A 24,119-nucleotide genomic window follows, 5' to 3' on the forward strand; every position below is an offset into this window, starting at 1 on the left:
CTGAAACGCTTCAGACGATCTTGGTGCGTCGCGCTGGCGGTTGCCTGGCCTTTTCGGCGAGCGCAATGGACTGCTCGAGATCGTACAACCGCAATTGGTCGGCGAGATTGAAGCGCGCCGAAATACAGTCGCCTCTGTCGTTCAGTTTCGCCGCCTCCCAGGGACAGCCCGTCATGCACAGCGGCGCGACGTGACAGCTCCGGCATGCGGGCTTGGCCGACGGTTCATACCCTGCCCATTGCTGCTTGACATCGCCGGGGTGCGGCTCCGTCGCCGGACTATAGCGGCCGGGCGCCTGATGCACGTCCCGGTGGGCCTCATTCCAGCAGTTGAAGATGCCGCCGCCCGGGCCAAGCACGAAACTGTTGCTGCTGTCCGCCGAGCAGAGCGCCCCGCGTTTGGGTTGCGGCAACGAAGACCCGATTGCGAATCCCTTGCGGAACTTGAGAAACTTGAATCGCGTCTCGATGGCCGCGAACTCCTCCTTGGTAAGGAGATCCGTCGCGCCGACCTCGTCAGTGTAGCGCCAGACATGGCCGAGATAGACGCCGACGTTGCGCAATCCACGCTCGATGAGCGCATCCAGCAGATCTTCCAGTCCGTCGATATTGCGAGGGTCGACATTCACGCGCACCAGGATCGGGATATGCCGGGCCGCGGCAACCAGATTCTCCAGGATTCGATCGAACGTGCCGTTGCCGGCAAGGGTCGGTCGACGAGCATCGTGGTGCTTCCTTGCGCCATCGAGCGTGACCTGCGCATCGCCGAATCCCGGGATGCTTGCCAGGAAGGCAGCGCGCGGCTCCGTCAGGAGGTAGCCATTCGTGATGATGCTGTGCCCGAACGTGCAGTCGCGCTCCACCGCGAGCGCGTGAAGTCGGGGCGCCAGTTTTTCGATCACGTCGAACGCACCAAGCGGCTCGCCACCGAACCAGGTGACGCTGAGCGACGTCCCGGCCTCCAGCCGGGCTTCCACGAACGTCAGCAGATCGTCGATTCGTTCGTCGTCCATGCGGGTGTTCGAATGGCTCTGGAAGCAATAGCTGCATCCGAAGTTGCATGTGATGGTCGGCGCGATGGTGAGGCCAAGGCCGCGCGAGGCGGCCTTGCCGCGATGGTAGCGGTTGCTGATCTCGGCCTGTTCGTCGCATTCGTCCGGAATGACGAAGCCGTTCTCGATCAAGGTCTTCTGAAATGGCCTGACGGGGTCGGGTGGGCACCCCGTGGCGTCGATCGACCGAAGCAGAGTGGCGTAGTCGTCGAGCCGTTCGTCATCCAGCGACAGGAATGCACCAGTCAGCGCGTTGAACGCGAGATGCTTGCCCGGAACGAAAGATGAGGTCAGACAATTGTAGGCCGAGATCTTCATCGCTGTGCCGCCCCGGCAGGAATCGTCAGGTCGCGCGATCGGGTGCTGAGAGCGAACGGGACGACAGTTGCGACCAGGATCCGTCCGGCAGGCTGGACATTGCTTCGACCAAGGCGCCGTGCGTCGATGCCCGCGATTCCCAATGGTGGTAGTTGTTGCAGGAGACTTTTTCGCAACTCACACTTTGACACGTATGGTTGGCGCAGACTTTCGTCGAGCATGATTCAGTCGGACAGGCGCTGGACTTGGTGGGGCACGTGACGCCGCTGCAGCTTCCCGGCTTGAAGCCGGAGCAATCGTGCGGGTCGCAGCCGCCGCTGGCGTACAGGACGTTACCGATCCGGGCTTCTTCGTTGACGGCGGGGACGGAGATATCGAGACCGATTTGCTTCATCGCCTCGAGCATGTTGGCTACGTCTTGAGGATCGATTGCGCTTTTGCTGTCGTAGCCGGCGCGGCGTTCGGTCATGACGTCCTCCCTGCGTGAACCCCCGTCAGGCTCGGCGAAGGTCGGCCAGCTTGCATTGATCCTCGTCAACCGCGGCGAGCGTCGACCGACGATCATGCGTAATGGTTGCGGTAGCGGGATGTTGGATCGAAGCTGCCGGAGCCGGCGTCCCCCTCACATCATGCCGCGCTCTTCCTCCTCCGCCTGCTCGATCAGCTTCTCGCTCACCACCATGTCGCGGCGGGGAACGACGAAGATCATCACGCAGGCGCAGAGCAGCGAGATCGCCAGAACTGCCGAGGTGAGCGGCAGCGTCGTTGCGGAGTGGCCGCCGAGATAGGCGCCGAATTGCGACATCAGCGCGCCGATGCCCTGCTGCAGGAATCCCATCGCACCCGAGGCGGTGCCGGCCGCTTCCGGGCGGATGCTGATCGCGCCGGCCGCGGAGTTCGCCATCACGAAGGCATTTCCGACCATCACGATCATCTGCGTGCCGAACAGCCAGGCGGGCGCTTCGTTCCAGCCGATGAAGCTCCAGAGCAGATTCAAGAGGCTGCCACAGAGTTGGAGCCCAAGCCCCAGCCAGATCAGCCTCTCCAGCGAATGCCGCGGCGCAAAGCGCACGCAGAGCAGATTGCCGACGAGATAGGCAAATCCGGTGGTCGCGAACCAGGCGCCATATTCGGCGCTGCTCCGGTCCATCTGAGTCACGACGATATAGGGGCCGCCGCCGGCGAAGGTAAAGATGATCTGAGACGCCAGCACCTGGCACATCACATAGCCGACGAAGGCGCGGCTCTTGATCAGGACGCCGACGTCGCCACGGAAGCCGCTGCCGGCAGCGCGGCTGCGGCGGGTCTCGGGCAGCGCCACCGCGATCCCGACGGCGACGACGATCGCGGCGATGGTGATGGCGTAGAAGATCGCGCGCCAGCCGAAGGCGGTCTCGATCAGGCCGCCGGTGAGCGGCGAGACCATCTGCCCGATCATCAGCGCTGCGACCACGAGGCTGATCATCGAGGCGACGCGATCCCGCTCGTAGATGTCGCGGATGATGGCGCGGCTCACCACCATGCCGGCGGCGCCGCCCAGCGCCTGGAAGAAGCGTGCGGCGATCAATTGAGGCAGGTCTTGCGCGAAGATGCACGCGACGCTGGCCGCCACCATCAGCGCCAGGCCTCCGAGCAGCACCGGCCGCCGGCCGAACCGGTCGGACAGCGGCCCCATGATCAACTGCGACAGCGCGATGCCGACCATGTAGAGCGACACAGTCATCTGCGCGATCGAGATGTCGCTGCCGAAATTCGTCGCCAACACCGGTAGCGCCGGAACCAGCATGTAGAGCGAGATCGGCGCGATCCCGGTCATGACGACCAGCAGCAACAGCACCACGCGCGACGTCGCCATACTCCTGTCGGGCGCCGCTTCCGGCGGCTTGCGGGTCATGCCGTGCATGACCGGACACTAGCCGCATCGCCAAGGCTGCGAACATCGACGTTTCGGAATGCGGCTATGCGCGAGGCTACGTCAGCTCCGCCGTTGCCTGATCGAGCCAGGCCTTCGTCGCCTCGTCCAGCGCCGGCCGCACCTCGGCCCGGACGCGTGCGTGGTAGCCATTGAGCCAGTCGAGCTCATCGCGGCTCAGCATTGCCACATCGATCAGACGGCGATCGATCGGCGCCAGGGTCAGCGTCTCGAACGCGTTCATCGGCTTCTCGGCGCCCTCGATGTCGGCGGCAACCACCAGCTCGAGATTCTCGATGCGAATGCCGAAGCCGTCGGTCTTGTAATACCCGGGCTCGTTGGAGAGGATCATGCCGCGTTTCAGCGGCGTGGTGCCCAGTTTCGAGATCCGCGCCGGTCCTTCATGCACCGAGAGATAGCTGCCGACGCCGTGGCCGGTGCCGTGCTCGAAATCGAGGCCGACAGCCCAGAGATATTGCCGCGCCAGCGTGTCGAGCTGCGCGCCCGTGGTGCCGTCGGGGAAGACCGCGCGCGCAATCGCGATATGGCCGCGCAGCACGCGGGTGAAGCGGTCGCGCATCTCGTCCGTGGGCTCGCCGACCGCCATGGTGCGCGTGACGTCGGTCGTGCCGTCTTCGTATTGCGCGCCGGAATCGATCAGCAGCAGGTCGCCGGACGCGATCCGCCGGTTGCTCTTGCGGGTGACGCGGTAGTGCACGATCGCGCCGTTCGGGCCGGTGCCGGAGATGGTCGGAAACGATACGTCCTTGAGCGCGCCGGTATCGCGGCGGAACGTTTCCAGTGCCTCGACGGCGTCGATCTCCGTGAGCTTGCCGCTTGGGGCCTCGCGATCAATCCATGCGAGGAAGCGCGCCAGCGCCACGGCGTCGCGCACGTGAGCCGTCTTGGTTCCCTTGATCTCGGTCGCGTTCTTGACAGCCTTGAGAAGAGCAACCGGATCGCTGCCGCGCAGCGGCTTGCCGCCGGCGCCCGCGATCAACCGGCTCAGCGCGTCGGCCGCGGTGGCGTTGTCGAGCGCGATCGATCCACCGCCCTTGGCCAGCGCCATCAGCGTCGGCGCCATCGCGTCCGGCTCGCGCACGTCGGCGGATTGCTCGAGATGGTCGCGCGTCAGGTTGGAGAGCTTGCGGTGGTCGATGAAGATGGTGGGACGGCCGTCCTTCGGCACCAGTGCGTAGGACAGCGGCAGCGGCGTATGGGCGACGTCGGCGCCGCGGATGTTGAACGTCCAGGCCACCGCGTGGCTGTCCGACAGCACCAGCGCATCGGCGCCGAGCCTGGCGATCTCGCCCCTGATCTGCGTCAGCTTCTCCGCTTCGGTGACGCCGGCATGTTCAATCCCGTGTATGGCGACGGGGGCGAGAGGCGGCTGCGGCCGGTCCGGCCAGATCGCGTCGATGGGATTGCTGTCGACGGCGACCAGCTCGGCGCCGGCCTTGGCGCACGCAGCGGCCAGGCGCTCGGCTGCCGCAAAAGTGTGCAGCCACGGATCAAATCCAAGGCGGTCACCGGCCTTCATACGCGCCGCGACCCAACTTTCCGGCGGCTGGTCGATCAGAGATTCGACAGTCCAGGCCGTTGCATCGACCTGCTTGGCGGCCTGAAGCGTGTAGCGGCCGTCGACGAACACTACAGCTTCCTGCGGCAGCACCACCGCTAGCCCGGCCGAGCCTGTAAAGCCGGTCAGCCAGGCGAGCCGCTCTTCAGACGGCGGCACGTATTCGTTCTGCTGCTGATCTGCACGCGGAACGACGAAGCCGGTCAGCTTGCGCCGGGCGAGCTCTTCGCGTAGCGCGGCGAGCCGGGCCGTCAATGCGACGCCCGCCTCCGGCTCCTCGAATGTCTGGAAGTGTGCTTCGAACATGTGGACACTCTAGGATCATGGGGATCGATCCGCAATCTCGTCGCATTTGCGTCGCATCTGGCATGGACTGTGCTTGAAGTAGTTCCATTCGAAGAGTGGAGTAAAGGATGCGGCAGTTGCGCTTCGTCCGAATAACAGGGACATTTGAGCAAGTGGTTCATCTCAACGGCGAGGGGACACACGATGCCAGCGTTTTCGTTTGAGAAGATTTCACCGCCGTTGCGCGGCGCCCCGGCTGCGGCGGCACCGCGGAAGCCACGCGGCCTCATCAGCCAGATGATCGACCGTGTCGCCGAGCGCCGCGCAAGGCGCGCCTTGCAGGACGAGCGTGCAAAGCGCCGCGACGAGACGCCGGAGCAAGGCGGCGGCTGAGACTTCGTCGGGAGGTTCGCCGAAGGTGTGACCCGGCAACGTCCACCCGTATGAAAAGCAAGGTGGTGGTTACGCGGGGCGATTGCGCTTCGCGCAATCGCAGGGCTGATCCACCTAAGACACCTTCCTCAGCAACAGGCTGCTCCACTCCTCAATCCGCAGATGCCTCAACGGGACGAGGCCGCGCGCGCGGTAGGCTGCGATCACGGCGGGAGCCTGGTGCGTCAGCAGGCCGGAGAGGATGACGCGGGCGCCGGGCGAGAGGTGCCGCACCATCGGGCTCGCCAATTGCCGCAGCGGATTGGCAAGGATGTTGGCGAGCACCAGGTCGAACGGACCGGCCCGCGCAAAATCCGGCGCCGCAAACCCGGTGGCGCGGATCACCCGCACAAGGCTGCCAACTTCGTTCAGCGCCGCGTTCTCGGCCGCGACCCGTACCGAGGGGGGATCGATGTCGGAGGCCAGCACGGCACGATGCAGCGCCTTGGCCGCGGCGATCGCCAGCACGCCGGTTCCGGTGCCAAGGTCCAGCACGTTCCGCGGCCTGGAACTCTTCAGGACATGGTCAAGCAGAAGTAAACAGCCGCGCGTCGTGCCGTGGTGGCCGGTGCCGAAGGCGAGGGCCGCTTCGATCTCGATGGCAAGCTTGTTCGGCGCCACGCGATCGCGGTCATGGCTCCCGTGCACGACGAAGCGCCCGGCCGGGACCGGGACGAGATCTTCCAGGCTGGCCTTGACCCAGTCCCTGGCCTCGATCGTGTCGAAGGCGAGCGTCGCGGCGATTGCATTTCCTGCTGAATTTTCAACGAGTTCGCGCAGCCGCGCCTGATCCGGCGGCTCGGCGAAATGGAGCGTGACGTCCCATTGTCCGTCCGGCCGTTCGAAGGCGGCAACCGCCGCATCGCCGTCGAAAAACACCTCGGTGAGCACGTCGACGACGCGCTTCGCGTCGGCCTCGCTGCCGATCGAAAAGCTGGCGCGATGGGTAGGAGAAGACTGCATTCAGGGTTCCGTTGAGCTCAATTTTTGGAACTTTTTGTACCGATTTTCCCGACAAGTTGCGGTTCCCGGGTTAACTCGACTGAAGGTCGCTGCCCGTACATTCTCGGGTGTTGAATCCAGCTAGCACAGCCTGGAATTGAAACGGAGGCGAGTCTTGAAGCGCATGGTTCAAAAGTTCTGGTCGGACGAGTCCGGTGCAACCGCGATCGAATACGGCCTGATTGCCGCAGGTATCGCTCTGGCGATCATCACCGTGGTGAACAGCCTGGGCACCACCATGAACGAGAAGTTCACTTCGATTAGCACCTCCTTGAAGTAATTTCCGCCTGCGTTTCCCAGCGGGGGCAGTTTTTCTTCTGAGGCTATTCCTGATCAACCGCCCGCCAGGGGAAATCCCCTGGCGGGCGAGTTCTTTCCCGGCGGGTTTCTGCCGATTCCCACAGCTTGTCCGCCCCGTTGCCGGCATTCTGTCCACCGGCTTTTCCCGCAATTTTCCACTGGCCTTCCCCAGGATCGGCGCTGACCGGATTGCCGGGCGCCCTCTGCCCGACCACAGGCCTTTCAACAGCCAGTCCACAAGCAATCCACAGGCCTATCCACGGCGCCCGAACAGCGACCGGTGATCTCGCAGGATCGCCCGCGCCGCGTTATGGCCGGGCGCGCCGGTGACGCCGCCGCCGGGATGGGCGCCGGAGCCGCAATGGTAGAGGCCCTTCAACGGCCCGCGATAGTCGGCGTGGCCCAGCATCGGTCGCGCCGAGAACAGCTGGTTCAACGTCAGCGCGCCGTGGAAGATGTCGCCTCCGAGCAGGCCAAACTGCCGTTCGAGATCGAGCGGGGACAGGATCTGGCGACCCAGCACGCTCGCCGCAAAACCCGGCGCGTATTTGTCCACCGTCGCGATCATGAGGTCGGCGACCTCTTCGCGACGGTCGTCCCAGGACGTTCCATCCGGCAGCTGCGGCGCGACGTGCTGGCAGAACAGGCTCGCGACGTGCTTGCCTTCGGGCGCCAGCGTATCGTCGAGCGTGGACGGGATCAGCATCTCGACCACGGGCTCACGGCTCCAGCCTTGCGCCCGGGCATCGAGCCAGGCGCGGTCCATGTAGCCTAGGCTCGGCGCCAGGATGATGCCGGAAGAGAGATGATCGCCTTCGCCCGGCAGCGCCGTGAAGGAAGGCAGGCGGTCCAGCGCCACGTTCATGCGGAAGGTGCCGGAGCCGTTCTTCCAGTGCCGGATGCGAGCAAGGAAGTCCGCAGGCAGCGCGTTGGCCGCGACCAGGTGCGTGTAGAGCAGCTTTGGATTGACGTTGGCGGCGACATATTTGGCGCGGATGGCGGAGCCGTTCTCCAGCACGACGCCGACGGCGCGGTCGCGCTCGACGATGACCTCGCGGACGCCGGCATCGGTGTCGATCACAGCGCCGCACTCGCGTGCCGCGCGCGCCATCGCCTGGGCGATCGCGCCCATGCCGCCGATGGCGTGGCCCCAGACGCCCTTCTTGCCGTTCACCTCGCCGAAGGCGTGATGCAGCATGACGTAGGCCGAACCGGCGGCATAGGGGCTGGCATAGTTGCCGACGATGGCATCGAAGCCGAACAGCGCCTTCACGAGATCATGTTCGAAACGCTCGTCCAGCATTTCGCCGGCCGAACGGGTGAAGAGATCCAGCAGGCTCCGGCTCTGTTCCAGCGTCAGGCCGCGCAGGATATTGGCCGTCTTCAACGCGTTCACGGACTCGCGGATCGCACTCGTGCCGAAACCCTCGGGCAGGTTCGGCGGCGCGCGCAGCACGAACTGCCTGAGCACGTCGGCGATGCCTTCCAGCTCGCGCGAGAAGCCGTCGAGGGCCTCTGCATCATGTGCGCTGAGCCGCGCGACCGAAGCCTTCGTCCGCCCCTCGCCGGTGATGAGATAGCTGCCGTCGGGCGCCGGAAGGAAATTCTGGGCGCGCCGCTCGACGATGCGCAGGCCGTGCTCGGCAAGCCTGAGGTCGCGGATCACCTGCGGATTGAGCAGGCTCACGGTGTAGGCCGCAACCGAATTGCGGTATCCCGGATGAAACTCCTCCGTGACGGCGGCGCCGCCGACCACTTTGCGGCGCTCGACCACGCGCACCCGCAGGCCCGCCTTGGCGAGATAGGCCGCGCAGGTGAGGCCGTTATGGCCCGCGCCGATGATGACGACGTCGGTTTCTGTCATGAAGGATGCAAGAGCCAGTGGACTGTCGTTCCGGAGTTCGCGAAGCGAGAACCCGGAATCTCGGGGTTCCGGGTTCGATGCTACGCATCGCCGGAACGACCCTCTAATATCAAGCATCTCCGGCTGCAACATCGCGCCACACTTTATTGCCCGTTGCGGTACGGTGTGCTCCATTGCGCGCGGTCCGGCGCCCGCCGGGGTTCGAGCCGGAGCTTCCATGGATTCCATCGTGCAACCCGCCGCCACGGAGCTGCCGTCCTCGTCGCGCAACCGGCTGTTGCTGGCGGTCTACACGGCCGCGATCTTCGTCAGCGCGCTGCTGCTGTTTTCGGTGCAGCCGCTGTTCACGAAGATGGTGCTGCCGCGGCTCGGCGGCTCGCCGGCGGTGTGGTCGGTGGCGATGGTGTTCTTTCAGTCGCTGCTGCTCGCGGGCTATGCCTATGCGCATCTGCTGATGCAGGTCAGAAACCGCGTCGTTCCTGTGGCGGTGCATCTGGTGCTGCTGATCGCGGCTTTCGTCATGCTGCCGCTCGGCATCGCATCCGCCTATGGCGAGCCGCCCGCTACGGGCTATGCGTTCTGGCTGCTCGGCCTGTTCGTGGTCTCGATCGGGTTGCCGTTCTTCGCGCTCGCCGCCAACAATCCGCTGCTGCAGGCCTGGTTCGTCCGCACCGGCCACCCCGCCGCGCACGACCCCTATTTCCTCTATGCCTCCTCCAACATCGGCAGCTTCCTCGCGCTGCTGTCCTATCCCTTCCTGCTGGAGCCGATGTTCACGTTGCAGATGCAGAACCGGTTCTGGACCGCGGGTTACGGCCTCCTGATCCTGCTGATCGGTGCCTGCGGCGTGCTGCTCTTGCGTTCCCCGAAGCTGGCAGTGGCGGTGGATGTGCGGGCCGAGGACGTGGACGCGCCGGCGCCCAGCCTTTCGACGCGACTGCGCTGGATCTTCCTCGCGGCGGTACCCTCCGGCCTGCTCATCGCGGTGACCGCGCACATCTCCACCGACGTCGCCGCGGCGCCGCTGCTCTGGGTGCTGCCGCTGTCACTGTATCTGCTGACATGGGTCGTCGTGTTCCAGTCGCGGCCGTTGTTGCCGCACAAATGGATGCTGATGCTCCAGCCGGTCGCGATCGCCGGCGTGGTGCTTCTGCTGGCCTATGGCGGCGAGCAGAATCTGCTGCTGACGCTCGGCGGGCACCAACTCTGCTTCTTCGTGATCGCGATGGCCTGCCATGGCGAACTGGCACGGACCAGGCCGGCGGCCAGATATCTCACCGGCTTCTATGTCGCGCTGTCGTTTGGCGGCATGGTCGGCGGCTTGTTTGCCGGGCTCGTTGCGCCCTACACCTTCTCGTGGATCGCCGAATACCCGATCCTGATCGCGCTCGCCGCGCTGTGCCGTCCGTCCGCGAACGAACGCCTTGCGGGCATCGCCAGATGGTACTGGCTGGCGCTCGCCGTGCTCGCGGTGGCGCTCGTGGCTCCCTCCTATACGACAGGCGACCTCACGACCTGGTTCGAAGATCATCGCGTCTGGGTCGCCGGAGCCATCGGCGTTCTGGCCGCGCTGCTCGCGCTGGTCCTCAACGCCGACCGCTGGAAGATCTTCGCCACCGTCGCGCTCGCGCTGGTGTTGATCCGCGTTTATCCCGCAGACGAAGGCCGCGTCACGACGGTGCGCAGCTTCTTCGGCGTGCACAAGATCGTGGTGACGCCCGGCGGCTATTTCCATGTGCTGATGCACGGCACCACCATCCACGGTGCCGAGCGCTTCCGCAACAATGACGGCACGCCGGTCGTCGGCCGGCCCGAGCCGATCACCTATTATCACCAAGACGGCGGCATCGGTCAGGCCGTCAGCGCGATCCGCGAGCGCAAGGGCGCGCCGCTCAAGGTCGCCGCGATCGGCGTCGGCTCGGGCACGCTCGCCTGCGCGGCCGAGCCGGGAGAGAGCTGGACCTTCTTCGAGATCGACCAGTCCATGGTCGATGCGGCGCGCGACCCCAGGAATTTCCGCTACATATCGAGCTGCATGCCGGACATGAAGCCCGTGATCGGCGATGCGCGGCTCACCTTCGCCAAGGAGCCGGACGGCGCCTACGACCTCGTCATCGTCGATGCCTATTCATCCGACGCGATCCCCATTCACCTCGCGACCGAGGAGGCGATGAAGATCTACAAGGACAAGCTCGCACCGCATGGGGCGGTGGTGATGCACGTCTCCAACCGGCATCTCGATCTCGAGACCGTCGTGGTCGGCATTGCCGACGCCAATGACCTCAAGAGCTGGGTCTTCAACGAGGATTCGGGTCGCGATTCCGACTACATCTTCTCGACCGACGTCGTCATCTCCGCCCGCGAGGAGGCCGACATCGGCAAGCTCGCGTCCTCCAAGCAATGGGAACAGACCGAAGCCGACGACAGGGCTCGGGTCTGGACGGATGACTATTCCAACATCCTGGGCGCGTTGTATCGGCGTTGGAAGAACGGGGAGTAGGGGCGTTCCCGACGCAGGAGCGCGTTTCTACGGCTCCACAGGCGTCCCCGCCGGCAGCGCAATGCCCCTCGCGCCGGCGACTTGGCGCAACAGGTCCGGGCTGTCCGAGATGATCCCGTCGACGCCGAGCTCGATCATGCGCGTCATATCCTCGCGCTTGTTCACCGTCCAGACCACGACGCGCAATCCGAGTTCGTGCGCCTCTGAGATCAGCGCGGCGGTGACATCGCCGAAATGAGGCGACCAGATCGCGCCGCCCGCAGCCTTGATCGTCCGTGGGAGCGAGCCGCCGTGATCGGACGGATTGAAGTCCGCCGTCCAGTTCGTCGCCCTGTCGCGTGCCACGGTCTGGCTCGAGCCGCGCTGGATCGTCAGGTATGCGGTCGGGATGTTCGGCGCCTGCTGCTGGACGACAAGCAGGGTTCGCCAGTCGAACGACTGGATCATGACGCGCTCGGAGAATCCCTCGCTCTCGATCACGCCAAGCAGCTTCGCGACGAAATCTTGCGGACCAAGCGTTTCATCCGGACGGTTCGGATCGATCTTGGTCTCGATGTTGAAGCGCACCTTTGTGTTGCCGGACTTGCGCACCAGCGCGAACAGCTCGCGCAAGGTGGGAATGCGCGTCCCCGGCACGGCACGCTGGCTCGGGAATTGTTTAGCGTAGGCACTGTCCGGCCGAATCTGGCCGACGTCATAGGTCCTGACCTCGTCGAGCCGCAATTTCACGAAGGGCGTCCCGGGCGGAGTGATGTAGGTCCCGTCGGGCCTCCGTGAGAGATCGGGATTGAGCCCGCGCTCATGCGAGACGATGACCTCGCCATCGGCAGTCACGCCGACGTCGAGCTCCAGCGTGTCCACGCCCATCGACAATGCGTTGGCGAAGGCGGGCAGGGAATTTTCCGGCAACAGCGCCCGACCGCCGCGATGCGCCTCGATGTCGAAGGTCGCATCAGATCCCATGGCCGGTCCCGCCATCAACACCCAGAGCGCAATCAGAATGGTCGTGGCACGCGACGGCATGGTGCCTCGGCCCGCAACGGCGGTTGATGGCGGTCGCGTCAATTCTGATAGTAATAGCCGCGCGGCTGATAGTACTGCCGGGGCTGAGGTTGATAATAGTAACCTTGCTGGCCGTAGCCCTGATCGTAATAGGGTCGCGGCTGCTGCTGATAGACTTGCGCGTCATAGAGCGGCCGGCCGGCCGAGCGCGGCGCCGGATATCGCGCGCCGGTGTCGCTGCCGTCGGCCGGATAGATGTAATTGTCATCCTGCGGCATGTAGCGGCGCGCGGGCTGCGCGGGCGGCGTCAGATTCACGGGATCGCCGGTGGTTGCGTACTGCTCTTCAGCGGGTTGCGGTGCGCGGGCCATTGTCGTGGCATTGCGGCCACGCGGATTGCGCGCCATCGCCACCTGCGCCGAGCCCGTCAACGTCACCGTGGTGTTGAGCACACCCTGCTGCTGAACCAGCGCATAGAGCGCCGAGGCATTCTGGCGCGACAGCCTTACGCAGCCATGGGAGGCCGGCGAGCCGAGCCGCCCGACCGAGTCGGTGCCATGGATGGCGTGCCCGACCTTGGTGAAGAAGATCGCGTGCGGCATCGGGGCGTCGTCGAATTCCTTGGAGTAGTGATCCTCTTCCATACGAAAGGCGCGGAACGATCCGTTCGGCGTCTCGCGCGAGGGGACGCCGGTTGAGACCGGCCAGCGATAACGCGCGACGCCGTCGACCGCGACGATCATCTGCTGATTGTCCTTGTCGACGGTGATCTCGACCTTGGCCTGCGCGGTGCCCGTGCCCAAAACCAGCACTGTGGAGAAAGCGATGAAAAAGGTACGCATCTGGAAACGCATCGAGTCCTGGCCTCCGGCCTGTTCACGCTAGGCGCCGCGGCTCTCCGTCGCCGGCGTGCAATATGCCTGCAATCCGGCTTTCGTTCCAGCGACCTGGCCGCCCATCGTTAACGCGACGCCTGATGTAAGCAAGCCCGCCTTGTGGCGTGAGAGTGCGGCGGCGCTGACATTTTCGCGATCCGGGCCTGCGCTCACGACGCCGACAATTCGTCACAAAAGCCGCAACCATTCCACCGCGTCGAACGTTGATCGTGTTCACCCTGCACCGGCGCATGCCGCCAAGCACCTCACAGACCCTGGAATGAACATGAACAAAGCCCATGTCGCCGCGCTGCCGGCCGGTTCGCCCGTCCGCCTGCTGTTCGCAGCCGTCGCTCTCGTGCTCGCGCTGTTGTCGCTGCCGCAGGCGGGCCATGCCCAGGGCATCGTGCGCGGCGCCCGGGAGGGCGCCTATGAGGGTAATCGCATTGGGGGTCCCGTGGGCGGCGCAGTCGGTGGCGTCGTCGGGGCAGGCGTCGGCGGCGCAGTCGGCGCAGTCGAGGGGGTGCTCGGTATTCCCCACCGTCATTCCCGCCGCGGCTGTCGTGGATATTACGACCGACATCACCGCTTCCATTGTTATCGGTGAGTCCACCGCGCTCATTCCGGACTCTCGACTTTGTCGCATCCGAAATGTGGGCGCAGGTCAGTTTTTCAGCCGGTACCCGGTGCGGAAAATCCACCAGATCACGACGAGGCAGATCACCAGGAACGCCAGCGTCATGCCGACGCTGACGGCGATGCTGACGTCGGCGATCTCGTAGAAGCTCCAGCGGAAGCCGGAGATCAGGTAGACGACCGGGTTGAGCAGCGCGATACTGCGCCAGGCTGGCGGCAGCATGTCGATGGAATAGAAGCTGCCGCCGAGGAAGGTCAGCGGCGTCACCACCAGCATCGGGATCATCTGAAGTTTCTCGAAGCCGTCGGCCCAGATGCCGATGATGAAGCCGAACAGGCTGAACGTCACGGCGGTGAGCACCAGGAACGCGAGCATCCAGACCGGATGGTGGATGTGCAGCGGCACGAACAGCCCCGCCGTTGCCAGGATGATCAGGCCCAGAATGATCGACTTGGTCGCGGCTGCGCCGACATAGCCGATCACGATCTCGAAATAGGAGATCGGCGCCGACAGGATCTCGTAGATCGTGCCGGTGAATTTGGGGAAGTAGATGCCGAACGAGGCATTGGCGATGCTCTGCGTCAGCACCGAGAGCATGATCAGGCCCGGCACGATGAAGGTGCCGTAGCTGACGCCCTCGACCTGGCTGATGCGCGAGCCAATGGCGGCGCCGAACACCACGAAATAGAGCGAGGTCGAGACCACGGGCGAGACGATGCTTTGCAGCAGCGTGCGCCAGGTGCGCGCCATTTCGAACAGGTAGATGGCGCGGATGGCGCGATGATTCATGACGTCCTCACGAGGTCGACGAAGATGTCCTCGAGCGACGATTGCGTCGTGTCGAGGTCGTTGAAGCGGATGCCGGCGGTGCGCAGATCGCCGAGCAGGCTGGTGATACCGGTGCGCTCGCCCTGGGTGTCGTAATCGTAGACCAGCGTGGCGCCCTCATCGCAGAGCTCGAGCTCGTAATGCGCGAGGCTTTCGGGCAACGAGGTGACCTTGTTCTGCAGATGCAGCGTCAGCCGCTTCCTGCCGAGCTTCTGCATCAAGGTCGTCTTGTCCTCGACCAGCACGATCTCGCCCTTGTTGATGACGCCGATGCGGTCGGCCATCTCCTCGGCTTCCTCGATGTAGTGCGTGGTGAGGATGATGGTGACGCCGGACTGCTGAAGGCCGCGGACCACCTCCCACATGCCTTTGCGCAGCTCGACGTCGACGCCGGCCGTGGGCTCGTCCAGGAACAGGATCTGCGGCTCGTGCGACAGTGCCTTGGCGATCATCACGCGGCGCTTCATGCCGCCGGAGAGCGTGATGATCTTGTTGTCCTTCTTGTCCCACAGCGAGAGATCCTTCAGCACCTTCTCGATATGGGCGGGGTTCTTCGGCTTGCCGAACAGGCCCCGGGAGAAGCTCACCGTCGCCCACACGCTTTCGAAGGCGTCAGTGTGCAATTCCTGCGGCACGAGGCCGATCAGCGAACGTGCCTTGCGGTAGGAGGTCTGGATGTCCTCGCCGCCGACCAGAACCCGGCCTTCACTTGGATTGGCGATGCCGCAGATGATTGAGATCAGCGTGGTCTTGCCGGCACCATTGGGGCCGAGCAGCGCAAAAATCTCGCCACGCTTGATGTCGAGGTTGACGTTCTTGAGCGCCTTGAAGCCGGACCCATAGGTCTTCGACAGATTGGCGACGGAAATGATGGAAGGCATGATGGCCGCAAGGCTGAATGGCTGGGGAAGGGGGAGGGCCGGACCTGTCCGGATGGGCAGATCAGCGGAGCCCTGAAATAGGAACGCGCTTGCCGCCCCGCAATTCCCCGGAGAAAAATGGTCCGAAAACAGGCCGTTCAGTGGCATGATCCGGGCAAGTGTTGCGCGATGGTCACGGCGTGCTGCTAAGATGGTCGTTCACGCGGCTCTTTGTTGCGTCTGCGAGCGGGCCGTGGCTACGATTCCGGCCAATCGCGAAGCGTATCGTCTCCAGGGAAAACATCGATGAGTCCGAACGGCCGTCACACCGCTGGCGCCAGCCAATCGTCCACCCTTCGCATGTGGGCGATGGGCCTGCTCCTGCTGTCAGCTGTTGCCATCAGCCCGACCGCCGCCAAGGCGGCGCCGAGCCAGGCCGCGGTCGCCACCACGCACGTCTATTTGCTCCGCGGCGTGCTCAACATCTTCTCGCTCGGGCTCGACACCATCGGTGCCCGGCTCCAGGCGCGGGGCGTTCCGGTGACCGTCGCCAACTTCGTCTCCTGGTCCTCGCTCGCCGATGAAGCCGCCGCCGCCTACCGGGCCGGCCGGCTCAAGACCATCATCCTCGTCGGGCATTCCTCGGGTGCCACCGCGCTGCCGGACATGATCGCCAAGCTCAATCAGCTCGGCGTCCCCGTGAAGCTCGCGATCGGCCTCGATTCCGTCTTCAAGACCAAGCTCTCGACCGGCGCCGACCGCTACATCAACATCTATATCGGCGATGGTCCCGGCGAGCCGGTGCGGGCCGCAGCGGGTTTTCGCGGGAAGCTCGACAACGTCGATGTGCGCGGCACCGGCGTCGGCCATATCTCGATCGACAAGAACGAAGCGATCCAGCGTCGCGTCATCGCCGAGATCGATGCAGCGATCATGCGCTCGCGCGCCCCCGCGGCGCCCGTCGCCCCGGTCGCCGACCAGGGCACGCCTCGGCAGGCGCGCTCGGCAGCAGCGGCGGCTCCGGCGAGGAACTGAGCTGGCGGGCAGTTTCGCGCCGCAAAATCTGCCAATTCCGCGGTCATGAAGACACGGGGGAGGCCTTTGCCTCCCGTGGTGGGACTGCTGGACTGATGATTGATTTGAGGCGGCTCCTCGTGCTGGCAGCGGTTGGGCTGCTCGCCCTCGGCACCGGCGCGACCGGTGCCCCACAGGCCAGAACGAAGCCGGCCGCGGCCACACCTGTTGCGCCGCCGCCTCCGCCGTTCGAGCCGTTGCCGCCGCCGAAGGTCTACCTCTTCCGCGGTGCCATGGGTCCGATCTTCTCGACCGGGATGGACCGGCTCGGCGAGAAGCTGACGCAGGCCGGTTTCTCCGCCGACGTCTATGAATTCACCTTGTGCCGGTTCATCGGCAACCGCGTCATCGCCAGCTACAAGGAAAAGGCGGCGCCGATCGTCTTGATCGGCCACTCCATGGGCGGGCTGTGCTCGATCGTCATCTCCGAGATGGCGGCCAAGGAGAACGTCCCGATCAGCCTCGTCATTGCCATCGACCCCGCGCATGCGACCGGCGACGTGCCGCTCAATGTCGAGCGCTTCATCAATATCTTCCTGTCCGACAGCGTGCTCGGCGGCGGCGACGTCGTCGCCGTGCCCGGCTTTCGCGGCCATTACGCGAGCTACGACCTCAAGGAAAATGCGCGCGTCAGCCACATCAACATCGAGAAGTCGGATGACATCCATCGTCAGATCGTCGAGATGGTGACGCAGCTGCCGCGCATACCGCCGCAGACCCAGGCCGATGCCGTGCCGCTGCGCTACCTGGTCCCGGCGGACACGCTGGTCGAATTGTGGGCCTCCGGCGTCCGGGTGCCGGTGCGGCGCGGCGACACTATGGAAAGCATCGCCGCTGCCAATCGTGTGCCGCTGTGGACGCTCGCGCAGAGCAATTCACTGCCCGAGAACGCGCCGCTGACCCCGGGCCAGACCATCATCGTCCCGCGCCATCTCACGCCGCCCGAGCCGGCCGCCGCGATGGCGGCTCCTCCGGTGGCTCCGGCGACGTCGCGGAAGTAACAGCTCTTCGCGCTCCCCGCGTGCGGCCGCGCTGGCCTATGCGGAAAACGGTGCGCTATGATGCCGGCCAGCGAGGAAGCGGGACGCGATGACTGGACAGAGAGCGGCGGGCGAACTGAAAGTTGCCATTGCAGGACTGGGCTCGATCGGCACCAAGATCGCGGCTGCTCTGGATCGGGGTATCGAGGGACTGACGCTGTCCGCCGTCGCCGTGCGCGATCCCGCCAAGCATCACGCTTTCATCGGCGGCCTGCGCCGCCCGCCGCAGATCATGCCGATCGACCAGCTCGGCGGTGCCGCCGACATCGTGATCGAATGCGCGCCGAGCCGGCATCTGCGCGAGATCGTCGAGCCCGCCGTGAAGCGGGGCAAGACCGCACTTGTCGTCAGCGTCGGCGGGCTGCTCGACAATTTCGATCTGGTCGATCTCGCCCGCGCCAATGGCGGGCGCATCCTCGTGCCGACCGGCGCGCTGATCGGGCTCGATGCGGTGAACGCCGCTGCAATCGGCACCATTCATTCCGTGAAGATGGTGACGCGCAAGCCGATCGACGGCCTGAAGGGCGCGCCGTTCATCGTCGAGAACAACATCGACATCGACAAGCTGCGCGAGCCGCTGAAGCTGTTCGAGGGTACGGCGCGCGAGGCCGCGAAGGGCTTTCCGGCCAATCTCAACGTCGCGGTCGCGCTGTCGCTCGCCGGCGTCGGGCCCGATCGCACGGAGGTGCAGATCTGGGCCGACCCGACTATGACGCGCAACGTTCACCGCATCGAGGTCGAGGCGGATTCCGCCCGCTTCTCGATGTCGATCGAGAACATCCCGTCCGAGAATCCCAAGACCGGAATCATCACCGCGCTGTCCGTGATCGCGCTGCTGCGCAAGCAGCGCGCCACGCTCTGCGTCGGGACGTAAGTCTTACGGCTTACGCGCCCGTCACGCGCCAGATCACGTTGCCGACGTCGTCGGCCATCAGCAGCGACGTCTTGTCGGGGCCGATCGCGACGCCCACCGGACGTCCATAGGATTCCTTCTCGTCCGGCGACAGGAAGCCCGACAGGATGTCGCGACCGGGGCCGGACGGCTTGCCGTTTTCGAATGGGATGAACACCAGCCTGTAGCCGGACAGCTTGCTGCGATTCCACGAGCCGTGCTGGCCGATCACCATGCCGTCTCCGAAGCCGGGCAGGGTGCCGGCGGGCATCCAGCACAGGCCGAGCGAAGCGGTGTGGCCGCCGAGCGCATAGTCCGGCTGAAGCGCCTTGGCGACCATCGCCGGATCCTGCGGCACGCGGTCGTCGACGGTCCTGCCCCAATAGCAATAGGGCCAGCCGTAGAAGCCGCCGTCGCGCACCGAGGTGAGATAATCCGGCGGGGTTTCGTCGCCGAGGCCGTCGCGCTCGTTGACGACCGTCCACAGCACGCCCGTGTTCGGCTCCCAGGCGAGGCCCACGGGATTGCGCAGGCCGCTTGCGAAGATGCGATGCGTGCCGGCCGCGAGGTCGAGCTCGTAGACCGCGGCGCGGCCTTCCTCGACCTCCATGCCCATCTCGGCGATGTTGCTGAGCGAGCCGACGCCGGCATAGAGCTTCTTGCCGTCGGGGCTTGCCAGAAGACTGCGCGTCCAGTGCCCGCCCGGCTTGAACGTCGTGAGCCGCTTGCCCGGCGCGGTGATGCGATCGGCATCGGCAACGTAAGGGAAGGCCATCACGCCGTCGGTGTTGCCGACATAGAAGGTGTCACCGACCAGGGCCATGCCGAAGGGCTGGCTCAGGTTCTCCATGAAGGCGCCGCGAACTTCGGCGACGCCGTCGCCGTCGTTGTCGCGCAGCAGCGTGATGCGGTTAGCGGAAACGCCAAGCGCCGCGGCACGCCGCATGGTCGCCTGCATCGCAAAGTGAAACACCGTGCGCGGGGGACCTGCGATCTGCGTTGCTTCCGCGATCAGCACATCGCCATTGGGCAGCACTTCGATCCAGCGCGGATGGTCGAGACCGGTCGCGAACGCATTGGCCTTGAGGCCGGGTGCAACAGTCGGCTTCTGACCCTCGCGCCAGCCGCGCGCGGTCGGCATCTTCAACGTCGGAATCGCGCCTTGCGGCTTCGCCTCGGGAATCGCCGGCGTCTCGCCCCAGGCCGGCGCGGGCTCAGTGCCCGACATCTTTCGCCATTGCAGCGCGATGCCGCCGATGAGAGCGACGAACTGCGCGAAGATGCTGGAAAACGTCATGACAGGCCCCCGTGTGCGCGCGCATCCAACTGGCTGACGGGGCTGACGTCAACCTGCGCGGCCGGCCACCGGGGCCTATTCCCGGGGAATGGCAGCCGATCGAATTTGCATGGGATCGACGCCGCGTCGCCGCGATCAGCGGCCGATCTGCCGCTCCAGCCGCCGCGCCGCGCGAAAATCTTCCAGGTGGTGGATGTTGGGGGCCAGCGCGGCTTCTCTGGACAACAGATGGTAGACCCGGGCCACCGTGCGCTGCTTCTGCTTCGCCCGGCCACGCGGAAGCGCCCGCGCCTTGCGGACGGCGGCAATGGCGTGCTCGCGAAAATAATCGTAGGCGTCCGACATGGCTCGGTGCTCTGCGAATGGTACAGGTGTCGAGGGAGTAACGGGCGTGGGGAGGGGCGGTTCCCTGGCCAACAGCGTCGTCGCCGGATGAGCGAAGCGCGATCTCCGGGACGACAGGTCCCGCATGTCGTCTTGCTCGTGCGGGCTACAGGCTCGCGCTTCGGCCTACCGTGGCGACAGGAACGGAATGATCATCGGCACGCGGCGGCAATAAGCACCATAGGCATCTTCACCGAGTTCCTTCGACAGGAACACCTCTTCCATCCGGCCCTTTTGCCACATGCCGAGCGAGATCAGGATGGCGCCGAGGATAGCAGTCACCGTGCCGACGGCGATGCCGGTCGCCAGCATGCCCGCGATCAGGCCGGTGTAGATCGGATGACGCACGATGCCGTAGGGGCCGGTGTCGATGACGCGATGGTCTTCCTTGTGGGTGATGGTGTTGGACCAGAACTTGCCGAGATGCAGCCGGCCCCACCAGGTGAACGAGATGCCGGCGAGCACGATCAGCGCGGTGACATAGACAGCCGTGTTGCTGAACACCCAGAGCGGCTTCTCGTTCAGCACTTCCGCAGTCCACGGCGTGAACAGGATGCCACCGACGAGAATCGGGATGCGATAGCGGCCGGACTCCAGCGTCATCACCTGCTTCTGCGTGCGGCCCTGCCAGAACGAGGCGCCGATCCAGCTGGCGAGCCAGGCAAGCCAGATCAAGGCGAGGAGTTGCGTCGGCCAGGTCGTGGTCCAGCCACCCCAGGCGACAGACAGAAGTTTGCTGAAATCGAAGGACATGAAGGTTCTTTGCGTTGGGCGGCGACTCTAGCTCGCGCGCGAGGAGAGCGCGTGATGCTTGAGGGCGCCGGAGGGCTGCTCGCCGTTGCGGGCGAGCAGATGGGTAATGGTTTCGCGCAACACCGGCTCGATCGGACGCGGCGAATAGCCGAGCTCGGTGCGAGCCTTGCCGATCGACAGATCGCTCGCGGCAAGCGCGATGCGCACGCCCTCGGCGGTGCCGTTGGGCGGCCGGCGGGTCACGTGATCGGCGATGTATTCGAGCATGATGGCTGATAGCTCAGCGAGCTTTCCGGGCACGACGACCGGAAGCTGCCGGCGGCCGCTCATCGCCGACATCATCCGCAGGACACTCCCGAGCGTGACGCAGTCGCCGCCGAGGATGTAGCGCTGGCCGGCGCGGCCGCGCTCCATGGTCAGCAGGAGGCCCATGGCGACGTCGCGGACGTCGACGAGATTGACCAGGAAGTCGAGATGCGGCTGCACCTTCTTCTGGAGGAAGTACCAGAGCATCGCAGTCGGCGGCGTCAGATTGTGGTCGGCAGCGCCGATCGGCATGGTCGGCGTGCCGATCACAAGAGGGAAGCCCGCGGCTGCAGCCTTTGCGACATGATGCTCGGCGAGCGCCTTCGACCGCGTATAGGCGCCGGGCATTGCCTCGGCCGCCTGCAGCGCTTCCTCGGCGGGAACACCCTTGAGGTCGGAATAAGGGAACAGGATCGATTCGGTCGAGCAATGCAGGAACCGCGAGACGCCGCGCTTCATCGCCGCCGCGAGCACGATCTCGGTGCCGCGGCAATTGACCTCGTGGAAGTCCTGCTTGTTGGCGACCCACATGCCGGGCAGGGCGGCGAGGTGATAGACCCGATCGACACCGGCGAGCGCCGCATCCACCGCATCGCGGTCCAGCACCGAGGCATGGGCATATTCAACGTCCGCGTTCGCGGCGGCCGGTGGACGGACATCGAGAACCCGCACCCGCTGCCCACGGGCGCGGAGCGCTTCTACGAGATGATGTCCGATGAAGCCACTGCCACCGGTAACCAGGACGAGAGCCATGCAGAAGGTTGCTGTTTCGCTTTTGGGGTTATCGGGCGGAAAGGGAATTGGTCGGAAGAGGCGCCAGAATCGCGGCAAGGTCGCGACGGAAGCCCAAGGCAATGAATAATTTTGCCATCACGAACATCGGTCCAAGCAAAAGATGCGAGGGAAACGTGAACAACGAGGCCTCGCGGCCCTCAAAAACCTTGTGGCCGATGGTTTGCGCGGCGAGGCCGAGCACCACCAGCGCGGCGAAAATCGCCCACATCGTCGCGATGCTGACTTGGGCCGTGATCGTCGTCGCCACCGAAAACAGCACGATGGAGACGGCCAGAATGCCGAGCCCGAGCGCCACGTCGAGCAGCAGCCAATAAATCAATACCGGCAGGGCCAGGATCACTGCCAAGCTGACGTCGAAACCGAACAGCGGAAACTTGACCAGCGTCAACGGCAGCACTGCGCCGGTGAAGAGCAAGAGAATACCGATCACATGCATCGCCGTGTTCCGGGGATCGCGATGATACTCGACGTAGACGGCAAGTTGGCGCTGGAAAAAGCCACCCATTTCGGTCTCATGCAGCATGTTGGTCGGGAAGGGCGAACAGTGGCTATAGCACTGGACCGGGCGGTGCACAAACCGGTGCTTTGTCGCTTGAAGCCGCATTGGCGCGCCTGGAACACGCTACAAATCAACAGCACTTCAACAGGTTCCGTCGGCAGCGAAGCCCGCGTTCGTTCAGTGCTTCCTGGCGGGTTTTTTCGCCGCAGGCGCAGGAGCAGCCGGACGCGGCGCCTCCTCCGGCAGCTTGGCATAGGTCAGGATCTGCAACTGGCCGTTGACGGGCGAGGTCGGCTTGGCCCGGTCGAGAAGCTGCTCCTCGCCGAGGCCGATCGGATGCAGTCGCTTGGTCGAGATCTTGAACGTGTTCACCAGCACATCGCGGATTGCATCTGCGCGGCGCTGGCTCAGGATCGCATTGGCCTCGCGCGTCTTCGAATTGGATTCGACATGGCCGACGATCAGGAACGTGTAGGGCAGCAGCGAGGAATGCACCAGCGCGTCCGCGATGCGGCCGACGGTCTGGTAGGAAGCCGGCTGAATGATCGGCGTGTCCGTGTCGAACTGGATCTGCGCATTGAAGGCGGGCAGCTTGGCCAGGTCGGGCGCAATCAGCGGCCGGTTCACGGGTCCTGGATCGTTCTTGATCCTGGTCTTGGCGCGCTCCATCACCTGCTGCTTCAGCGTCGGCAGATCGAGCTCGGCCGCTTCTTCGAAGCGGTTCAGCTTGCTCACGATCTCGTCGCGGGTCGGCGCTGACGTCTGCGCGCCCGCGGTGCCCGGCAGCAAGGCGAGCCCCAGCGCAACGGCCGCTCCAGTCATGATGTGCCTGGGCGCGCGCATCAGCGATACCCCGCGTCGTCAACGGCCTTCAGGCAGTTGTTGCTGATGCCCTTGGGCGTCGAGACCAGGCAGGGAATCGACTTGCTTGTCTCCTTGGTCGAGCCCCCGCAGACTTTGACGATCTCGCGCTGACAGGCATTCGCCACGGTCACGCGCGCGGCGACGCGCTTCTGAATGGCCTCGAAAGCGCCGAGGTAATCGCTCGCGCATTGCGGCGAGAGGACGTCACGGTTGCGCGACAGGCACTCCTTCAGCCGGTTCGAATCCGGGTTGACGCCGCGGCAATTGGCGATGATCTCTGCACCGCAGCTCGCCGCCAGCTTGCCGATCGAATCACCAAAGCTCATGGTCTCCGCCGCCGCAAGCGACGGCATCCCCAATGCAAGCACGATCAGTGTGACGGATCCCCGGACCATGGGGCGCATCTGATACGGGGAAGTTCGCGATGGTCAAGACCTGTTCGGGCGAGAACTGTCGGGAGTCGGCCCGGTGAGGCGAACAGTCCTCAATCCGCCGCCGGGAGGGGCGGCCATTCGACCAGGACGGCCGTGTGGTTCCTGAGGTCGTCGGCAAATTCAGGGGCGGCCCTGAGCTCGTCCAGCGTCCGCGGCGGAGGAAGCTCGCGCCCCTCCGCGATCAGCTCCTGCGCGTAGAACGCGATCGCCTCGGGTGCATTCTCCAGCGCCTCGTCGACGTCGTCGCCGCCGGAGATGCAGCCGGGCAGGTCGGGAAACCAGAGGCTGACCGCGTCCGGGGCTGCGTCCTCGATGATGGCAACGTACTGAGCCATA

General features: G+C 65.1%; 25 protein-coding genes. 7 read left to right on the forward strand and 18 right to left on the reverse strand.

Annotated features, from left to right (window positions below):
- Positions 1–10 precede the first annotated feature (10 nt).
- The 4 genes from K408_RS0115980 to K408_RS0115995 all read right to left on the reverse strand — a co-directional run bounded on the left by K408_RS0115980 (position 11) and on the right by K408_RS0115995 (position 5,166).
- Entirely contained in the window at positions 11–1,369 is a 1,359-nt protein-coding gene (locus tag K408_RS0115980) for a radical SAM/SPASM domain-containing protein (RefSeq protein WP_024339555.1), read from the reverse strand.
- Between the two features lie 25 nt (positions 1,370–1,394).
- Positions 1,395–1,838 carry a hypothetical protein gene (locus K408_RS0115985; RefSeq protein ID WP_155248452.1) on the reverse strand — a complete coding sequence of 148 codons (444 nt, stop codon included), beginning with the start codon at positions 1,836–1,838 and terminating at the stop codon, positions 1,395–1,397.
- A 153-nt stretch (positions 1,839–1,991) separates the two neighbouring features.
- Positions 1,992–3,272, reverse strand: a complete 1,281-nt coding sequence (locus K408_RS0115990; RefSeq protein WP_024339557.1) for a multidrug effflux MFS transporter — start codon at positions 3,270–3,272, stop codon at positions 1,992–1,994.
- A gap of 67 nt (positions 3,273–3,339) precedes the next feature.
- Positions 3,340–5,166 (reverse strand): aminopeptidase P family protein, encoded by a 1,827-nt coding sequence (locus tag K408_RS0115995; RefSeq protein ID WP_024339558.1) that lies wholly within the window; start codon positions 5,164–5,166, stop codon positions 3,340–3,342.
- A gap of 183 nt (positions 5,167–5,349) precedes the next feature.
- On the opposite strand from K408_RS0115995, the gene K408_RS0116000 reads away from it, so the two are divergent.
- Positions 5,350–5,538, forward strand: a complete 189-nt coding sequence (locus K408_RS0116000; RefSeq protein ID WP_024339559.1) for a hypothetical protein — start codon at positions 5,350–5,352, stop codon at positions 5,536–5,538.
- 114 nt (positions 5,539–5,652) lie between these two features.
- Here the strand turns inward: K408_RS0116000 and K408_RS0116005 are convergent, their stop codons facing one another.
- Entirely contained in the window at positions 5,653–6,540 is an 888-nt protein-coding gene (locus K408_RS0116005) for a 50S ribosomal protein L11 methyltransferase (protein WP_024339560.1), read from the reverse strand.
- Positions 6,541–6,703: 163 nt separating this feature from the next.
- Between K408_RS0116005 and K408_RS0116010 the strand changes: the two genes are divergently transcribed.
- A complete protein-coding gene (locus tag K408_RS0116010) occupies positions 6,704–6,859 on the forward strand; it encodes a Flp family type IVb pilin (RefSeq protein WP_155248464.1) in 156 nt (51 codons plus the stop codon).
- A 273-nt stretch (positions 6,860–7,132) separates the two neighbouring features.
- Here the strand turns inward: K408_RS0116010 and K408_RS0116015 are convergent, their stop codons facing one another.
- Positions 7,133–8,743, reverse strand: coding sequence for a phytoene desaturase family protein (locus K408_RS0116015; RefSeq protein ID WP_024339562.1), 1,611 nt, complete (start codon positions 8,741–8,743; stop codon positions 7,133–7,135).
- A 217-nt stretch (positions 8,744–8,960) separates the two neighbouring features.
- Here K408_RS0116015 and K408_RS0116020 point away from each other — a divergent pair, with 217 nt between their 5' ends.
- Positions 8,961–11,243 (forward strand): fused MFS/spermidine synthase, encoded by a 2,283-nt coding sequence (locus tag K408_RS0116020; RefSeq protein ID WP_024339563.1) that lies wholly within the window; start codon positions 8,961–8,963, stop codon positions 11,241–11,243.
- Between the two features lie 27 nt (positions 11,244–11,270).
- Here the strand turns inward: K408_RS0116020 and K408_RS0116025 are convergent, their stop codons facing one another.
- Both K408_RS0116025 and K408_RS0116030 read right to left on the reverse strand, forming a co-directional pair.
- Positions 11,271–12,266 (reverse strand): glycerophosphodiester phosphodiesterase, encoded by a 996-nt coding sequence (locus K408_RS0116025; RefSeq protein WP_024339564.1) that lies wholly within the window; start codon positions 12,264–12,266, stop codon positions 11,271–11,273.
- A gap of 38 nt (positions 12,267–12,304) precedes the next feature.
- Entirely contained in the window at positions 12,305–13,087 is a 783-nt protein-coding gene (locus K408_RS0116030; protein ID WP_035698174.1) for a L,D-transpeptidase, read from the reverse strand.
- Positions 13,088–13,406: 319 nt separating this feature from the next.
- On the opposite strand from K408_RS0116030, the gene K408_RS0116035 reads away from it, so the two are divergent.
- Positions 13,407–13,727 carry a hypothetical protein gene (locus tag K408_RS0116035; RefSeq protein WP_024339566.1) on the forward strand — a complete coding sequence of 107 codons (321 nt, stop codon included), beginning with the start codon at positions 13,407–13,409 and terminating at the stop codon, positions 13,725–13,727.
- Positions 13,728–13,784: 57 nt separating this feature from the next.
- Here K408_RS0116035 and K408_RS0116040 read toward each other — a convergent pair whose 3' ends face one another.
- Complete coding sequence (locus K408_RS0116040) at positions 13,785–14,546, reverse strand: ABC transporter permease (protein ID WP_024339567.1); 762 nt, start codon at positions 14,544–14,546, stop codon at positions 13,785–13,787.
- A complete protein-coding gene (locus tag K408_RS0116045; RefSeq protein ID WP_024339568.1) occupies positions 14,543–15,466 on the reverse strand; it encodes an ABC transporter ATP-binding protein in 924 nt (307 codons plus the stop codon). Before K408_RS0116045 ends, K408_RS0116040 begins: the two co-directional genes overlap by 4 nt.
- A gap of 285 nt (positions 15,467–15,751) precedes the next feature.
- On the opposite strand from K408_RS0116045, the gene K408_RS0116050 reads away from it, so the two are divergent.
- The 3 genes from K408_RS0116050 to K408_RS0116060 all read left to right on the forward strand — a co-directional run bounded on the left by K408_RS0116050 (position 15,752) and on the right by K408_RS0116060 (position 18,433).
- Positions 15,752–16,480, forward strand: a complete 729-nt coding sequence (locus K408_RS0116050; protein ID WP_024339569.1) for a hypothetical protein — start codon at positions 15,752–15,754, stop codon at positions 16,478–16,480.
- A 95-nt stretch (positions 16,481–16,575) separates the two neighbouring features.
- The gene (locus K408_RS0116055) at positions 16,576–17,520 is read left to right on the forward strand and encodes a LysM peptidoglycan-binding domain-containing protein (protein WP_024339570.1); all 945 of its coding nucleotides are present in this window, start codon (positions 16,576–16,578) and stop codon (positions 17,518–17,520) included.
- An 88-nt stretch (positions 17,521–17,608) separates the two neighbouring features.
- The gene (locus tag K408_RS0116060) at positions 17,609–18,433 is read left to right on the forward strand and encodes an aspartate dehydrogenase (protein WP_024339571.1); all 825 of its coding nucleotides are present in this window, start codon (positions 17,609–17,611) and stop codon (positions 18,431–18,433) included.
- Between the two features lie 10 nt (positions 18,434–18,443).
- On the opposite strand, the gene K408_RS0116065 is transcribed toward K408_RS0116060, so the two are convergent.
- From K408_RS0116065 to K408_RS0116100, 8 genes are all read right to left on the reverse strand, one after another.
- Positions 18,444–19,748: a PQQ-dependent sugar dehydrogenase gene (locus K408_RS0116065; RefSeq protein ID WP_024339572.1), complete on the reverse strand. Its 1,305-nt coding sequence runs from the start codon at positions 19,746–19,748 to the stop codon at positions 18,444–18,446.
- A gap of 135 nt (positions 19,749–19,883) precedes the next feature.
- The gene (locus K408_RS0116070; RefSeq protein ID WP_024339573.1) at positions 19,884–20,093 is read right to left on the reverse strand and encodes a hypothetical protein; all 210 of its coding nucleotides are present in this window, start codon (positions 20,091–20,093) and stop codon (positions 19,884–19,886) included.
- A 165-nt stretch (positions 20,094–20,258) separates the two neighbouring features.
- Positions 20,259–20,885 (reverse strand): methyltransferase family protein, encoded by a 627-nt coding sequence (locus K408_RS0116075; RefSeq protein WP_024339574.1) that lies wholly within the window; start codon positions 20,883–20,885, stop codon positions 20,259–20,261.
- Between the two features lie 27 nt (positions 20,886–20,912).
- On the reverse strand, positions 20,913–21,944 hold the full coding sequence (locus K408_RS0116080; protein ID WP_024339575.1) for an NAD-dependent epimerase/dehydratase family protein: 1,032 nt from the start codon (positions 21,942–21,944) through the stop codon (positions 20,913–20,915).
- Between the two features lie 28 nt (positions 21,945–21,972).
- On the reverse strand, positions 21,973–22,509 hold the full coding sequence (locus K408_RS0116085; protein WP_063828467.1) for an Mpo1 family 2-hydroxy fatty acid dioxygenase: 537 nt from the start codon (positions 22,507–22,509) through the stop codon (positions 21,973–21,975).
- Positions 22,510–22,662: 153 nt separating this feature from the next.
- A complete protein-coding gene (locus tag K408_RS0116090) occupies positions 22,663–23,328 on the reverse strand; it encodes an OmpA family protein (RefSeq protein WP_024339577.1) in 666 nt (221 codons plus the stop codon).
- The gene (locus tag K408_RS0116095; RefSeq protein ID WP_024339578.1) at positions 23,328–23,744 is read right to left on the reverse strand and encodes a hypothetical protein; all 417 of its coding nucleotides are present in this window, start codon (positions 23,742–23,744) and stop codon (positions 23,328–23,330) included. Before K408_RS0116095 ends, K408_RS0116090 begins: the two co-directional genes overlap by 1 nt.
- An 89-nt stretch (positions 23,745–23,833) precedes the next feature.
- Positions 23,834–24,118, reverse strand: a complete 285-nt coding sequence (locus K408_RS0116100) for a type II toxin-antitoxin system HicB family antitoxin (protein ID WP_024339579.1) — start codon at positions 24,116–24,118, stop codon at positions 23,834–23,836.
- Position 24,119 lies beyond the last annotated feature (1 nt).

The organism is Bradyrhizobium sp. in8p8 (assembly GCF_000426845.1).
GTDB lineage: Bacteria > Pseudomonadota > Alphaproteobacteria > Rhizobiales > Xanthobacteraceae > Bradyrhizobium > Bradyrhizobium japonicum_C.

Excerpts from the sequence above, each read along its gene's own strand:
- K408_RS0115980 (WP_024339555.1), bottom strand. The coding sequence starts at position 1,369 with ATGAAGATCTCGGCCTACAATTGTCTGACCTCATCTTTCGTTCCGGGC.
- K408_RS0115985 (WP_155248452.1), bottom strand. The coding sequence starts at position 1,838 with ATGACCGAACGCCGCGCCGGCTACGACAGCAAAAGCGCAATCGATCCT.
- K408_RS0115990 (WP_024339557.1), bottom strand. The coding sequence starts at position 3,272 with ATGCACGGCATGACCCGCAAGCCGCCGGAAGCGGCGCCCGACAGGAGT.
- K408_RS0115995 (WP_024339558.1), bottom strand. The coding sequence starts at position 5,166 with ATGTTCGAAGCACACTTCCAGACATTCGAGGAGCCGGAGGCGGGCGTC.
- K408_RS0116000 (WP_024339559.1), top strand. The coding sequence starts at position 5,350 with ATGCCAGCGTTTTCGTTTGAGAAGATTTCACCGCCGTTGCGCGGCGCC.
- K408_RS0116005 (WP_024339560.1), bottom strand. The coding sequence starts at position 6,540 with ATGCAGTCTTCTCCTACCCATCGCGCCAGCTTTTCGATCGGCAGCGAG.
- K408_RS0116010 (WP_155248464.1), top strand. The coding sequence starts at position 6,704 with ATGGTTCAAAAGTTCTGGTCGGACGAGTCCGGTGCAACCGCGATCGAA.
- K408_RS0116015 (WP_024339562.1), bottom strand. The coding sequence starts at position 8,743 with ATGACAGAAACCGACGTCGTCATCATCGGCGCGGGCCATAACGGCCTC.
- K408_RS0116020 (WP_024339563.1), top strand. The coding sequence starts at position 8,961 with ATGGATTCCATCGTGCAACCCGCCGCCACGGAGCTGCCGTCCTCGTCG.
- K408_RS0116025 (WP_024339564.1), bottom strand. The coding sequence starts at position 12,266 with ATGCCGTCGCGTGCCACGACCATTCTGATTGCGCTCTGGGTGTTGATG.
- K408_RS0116030 (WP_035698174.1), bottom strand. The coding sequence starts at position 13,087 with ATGCGTACCTTTTTCATCGCTTTCTCCACAGTGCTGGTTTTGGGCACG.
- K408_RS0116035 (WP_024339566.1), top strand. The coding sequence starts at position 13,407 with ATGAACAAAGCCCATGTCGCCGCGCTGCCGGCCGGTTCGCCCGTCCGC.
- K408_RS0116040 (WP_024339567.1), bottom strand. The coding sequence starts at position 14,546 with ATGAATCATCGCGCCATCCGCGCCATCTACCTGTTCGAAATGGCGCGC.
- K408_RS0116045 (WP_024339568.1), bottom strand. The coding sequence starts at position 15,466 with ATGCCTTCCATCATTTCCGTCGCCAATCTGTCGAAGACCTATGGGTCC.
- K408_RS0116050 (WP_024339569.1), top strand. The coding sequence starts at position 15,752 with ATGAGTCCGAACGGCCGTCACACCGCTGGCGCCAGCCAATCGTCCACC.
- K408_RS0116055 (WP_024339570.1), top strand. The coding sequence starts at position 16,576 with ATGATTGATTTGAGGCGGCTCCTCGTGCTGGCAGCGGTTGGGCTGCTC.
- K408_RS0116060 (WP_024339571.1), top strand. The coding sequence starts at position 17,609 with ATGACTGGACAGAGAGCGGCGGGCGAACTGAAAGTTGCCATTGCAGGA.
- K408_RS0116065 (WP_024339572.1), bottom strand. The coding sequence starts at position 19,748 with ATGACGTTTTCCAGCATCTTCGCGCAGTTCGTCGCTCTCATCGGCGGC.
- K408_RS0116070 (WP_024339573.1), bottom strand. The coding sequence starts at position 20,093 with ATGTCGGACGCCTACGATTATTTTCGCGAGCACGCCATTGCCGCCGTC.
- K408_RS0116075 (WP_024339574.1), bottom strand. The coding sequence starts at position 20,885 with ATGTCCTTCGATTTCAGCAAACTTCTGTCTGTCGCCTGGGGTGGCTGG.
- K408_RS0116080 (WP_024339575.1), bottom strand. The coding sequence starts at position 21,944 with ATGGCTCTCGTCCTGGTTACCGGTGGCAGTGGCTTCATCGGACATCAT.
- K408_RS0116085 (WP_063828467.1), bottom strand. The coding sequence starts at position 22,509 with ATGCTGCATGAGACCGAAATGGGTGGCTTTTTCCAGCGCCAACTTGCC.
- K408_RS0116090 (WP_024339577.1), bottom strand. The coding sequence starts at position 23,328 with ATGCGCGCGCCCAGGCACATCATGACTGGAGCGGCCGTTGCGCTGGGG.
- K408_RS0116095 (WP_024339578.1), bottom strand. The coding sequence starts at position 23,744 with ATGGTCCGGGGATCCGTCACACTGATCGTGCTTGCATTGGGGATGCCG.
- K408_RS0116100 (WP_024339579.1), bottom strand. The coding sequence starts at position 24,118 with ATGGCTCAGTACGTTGCCATCATCGAGGACGCAGCCCCGGACGCGGTC.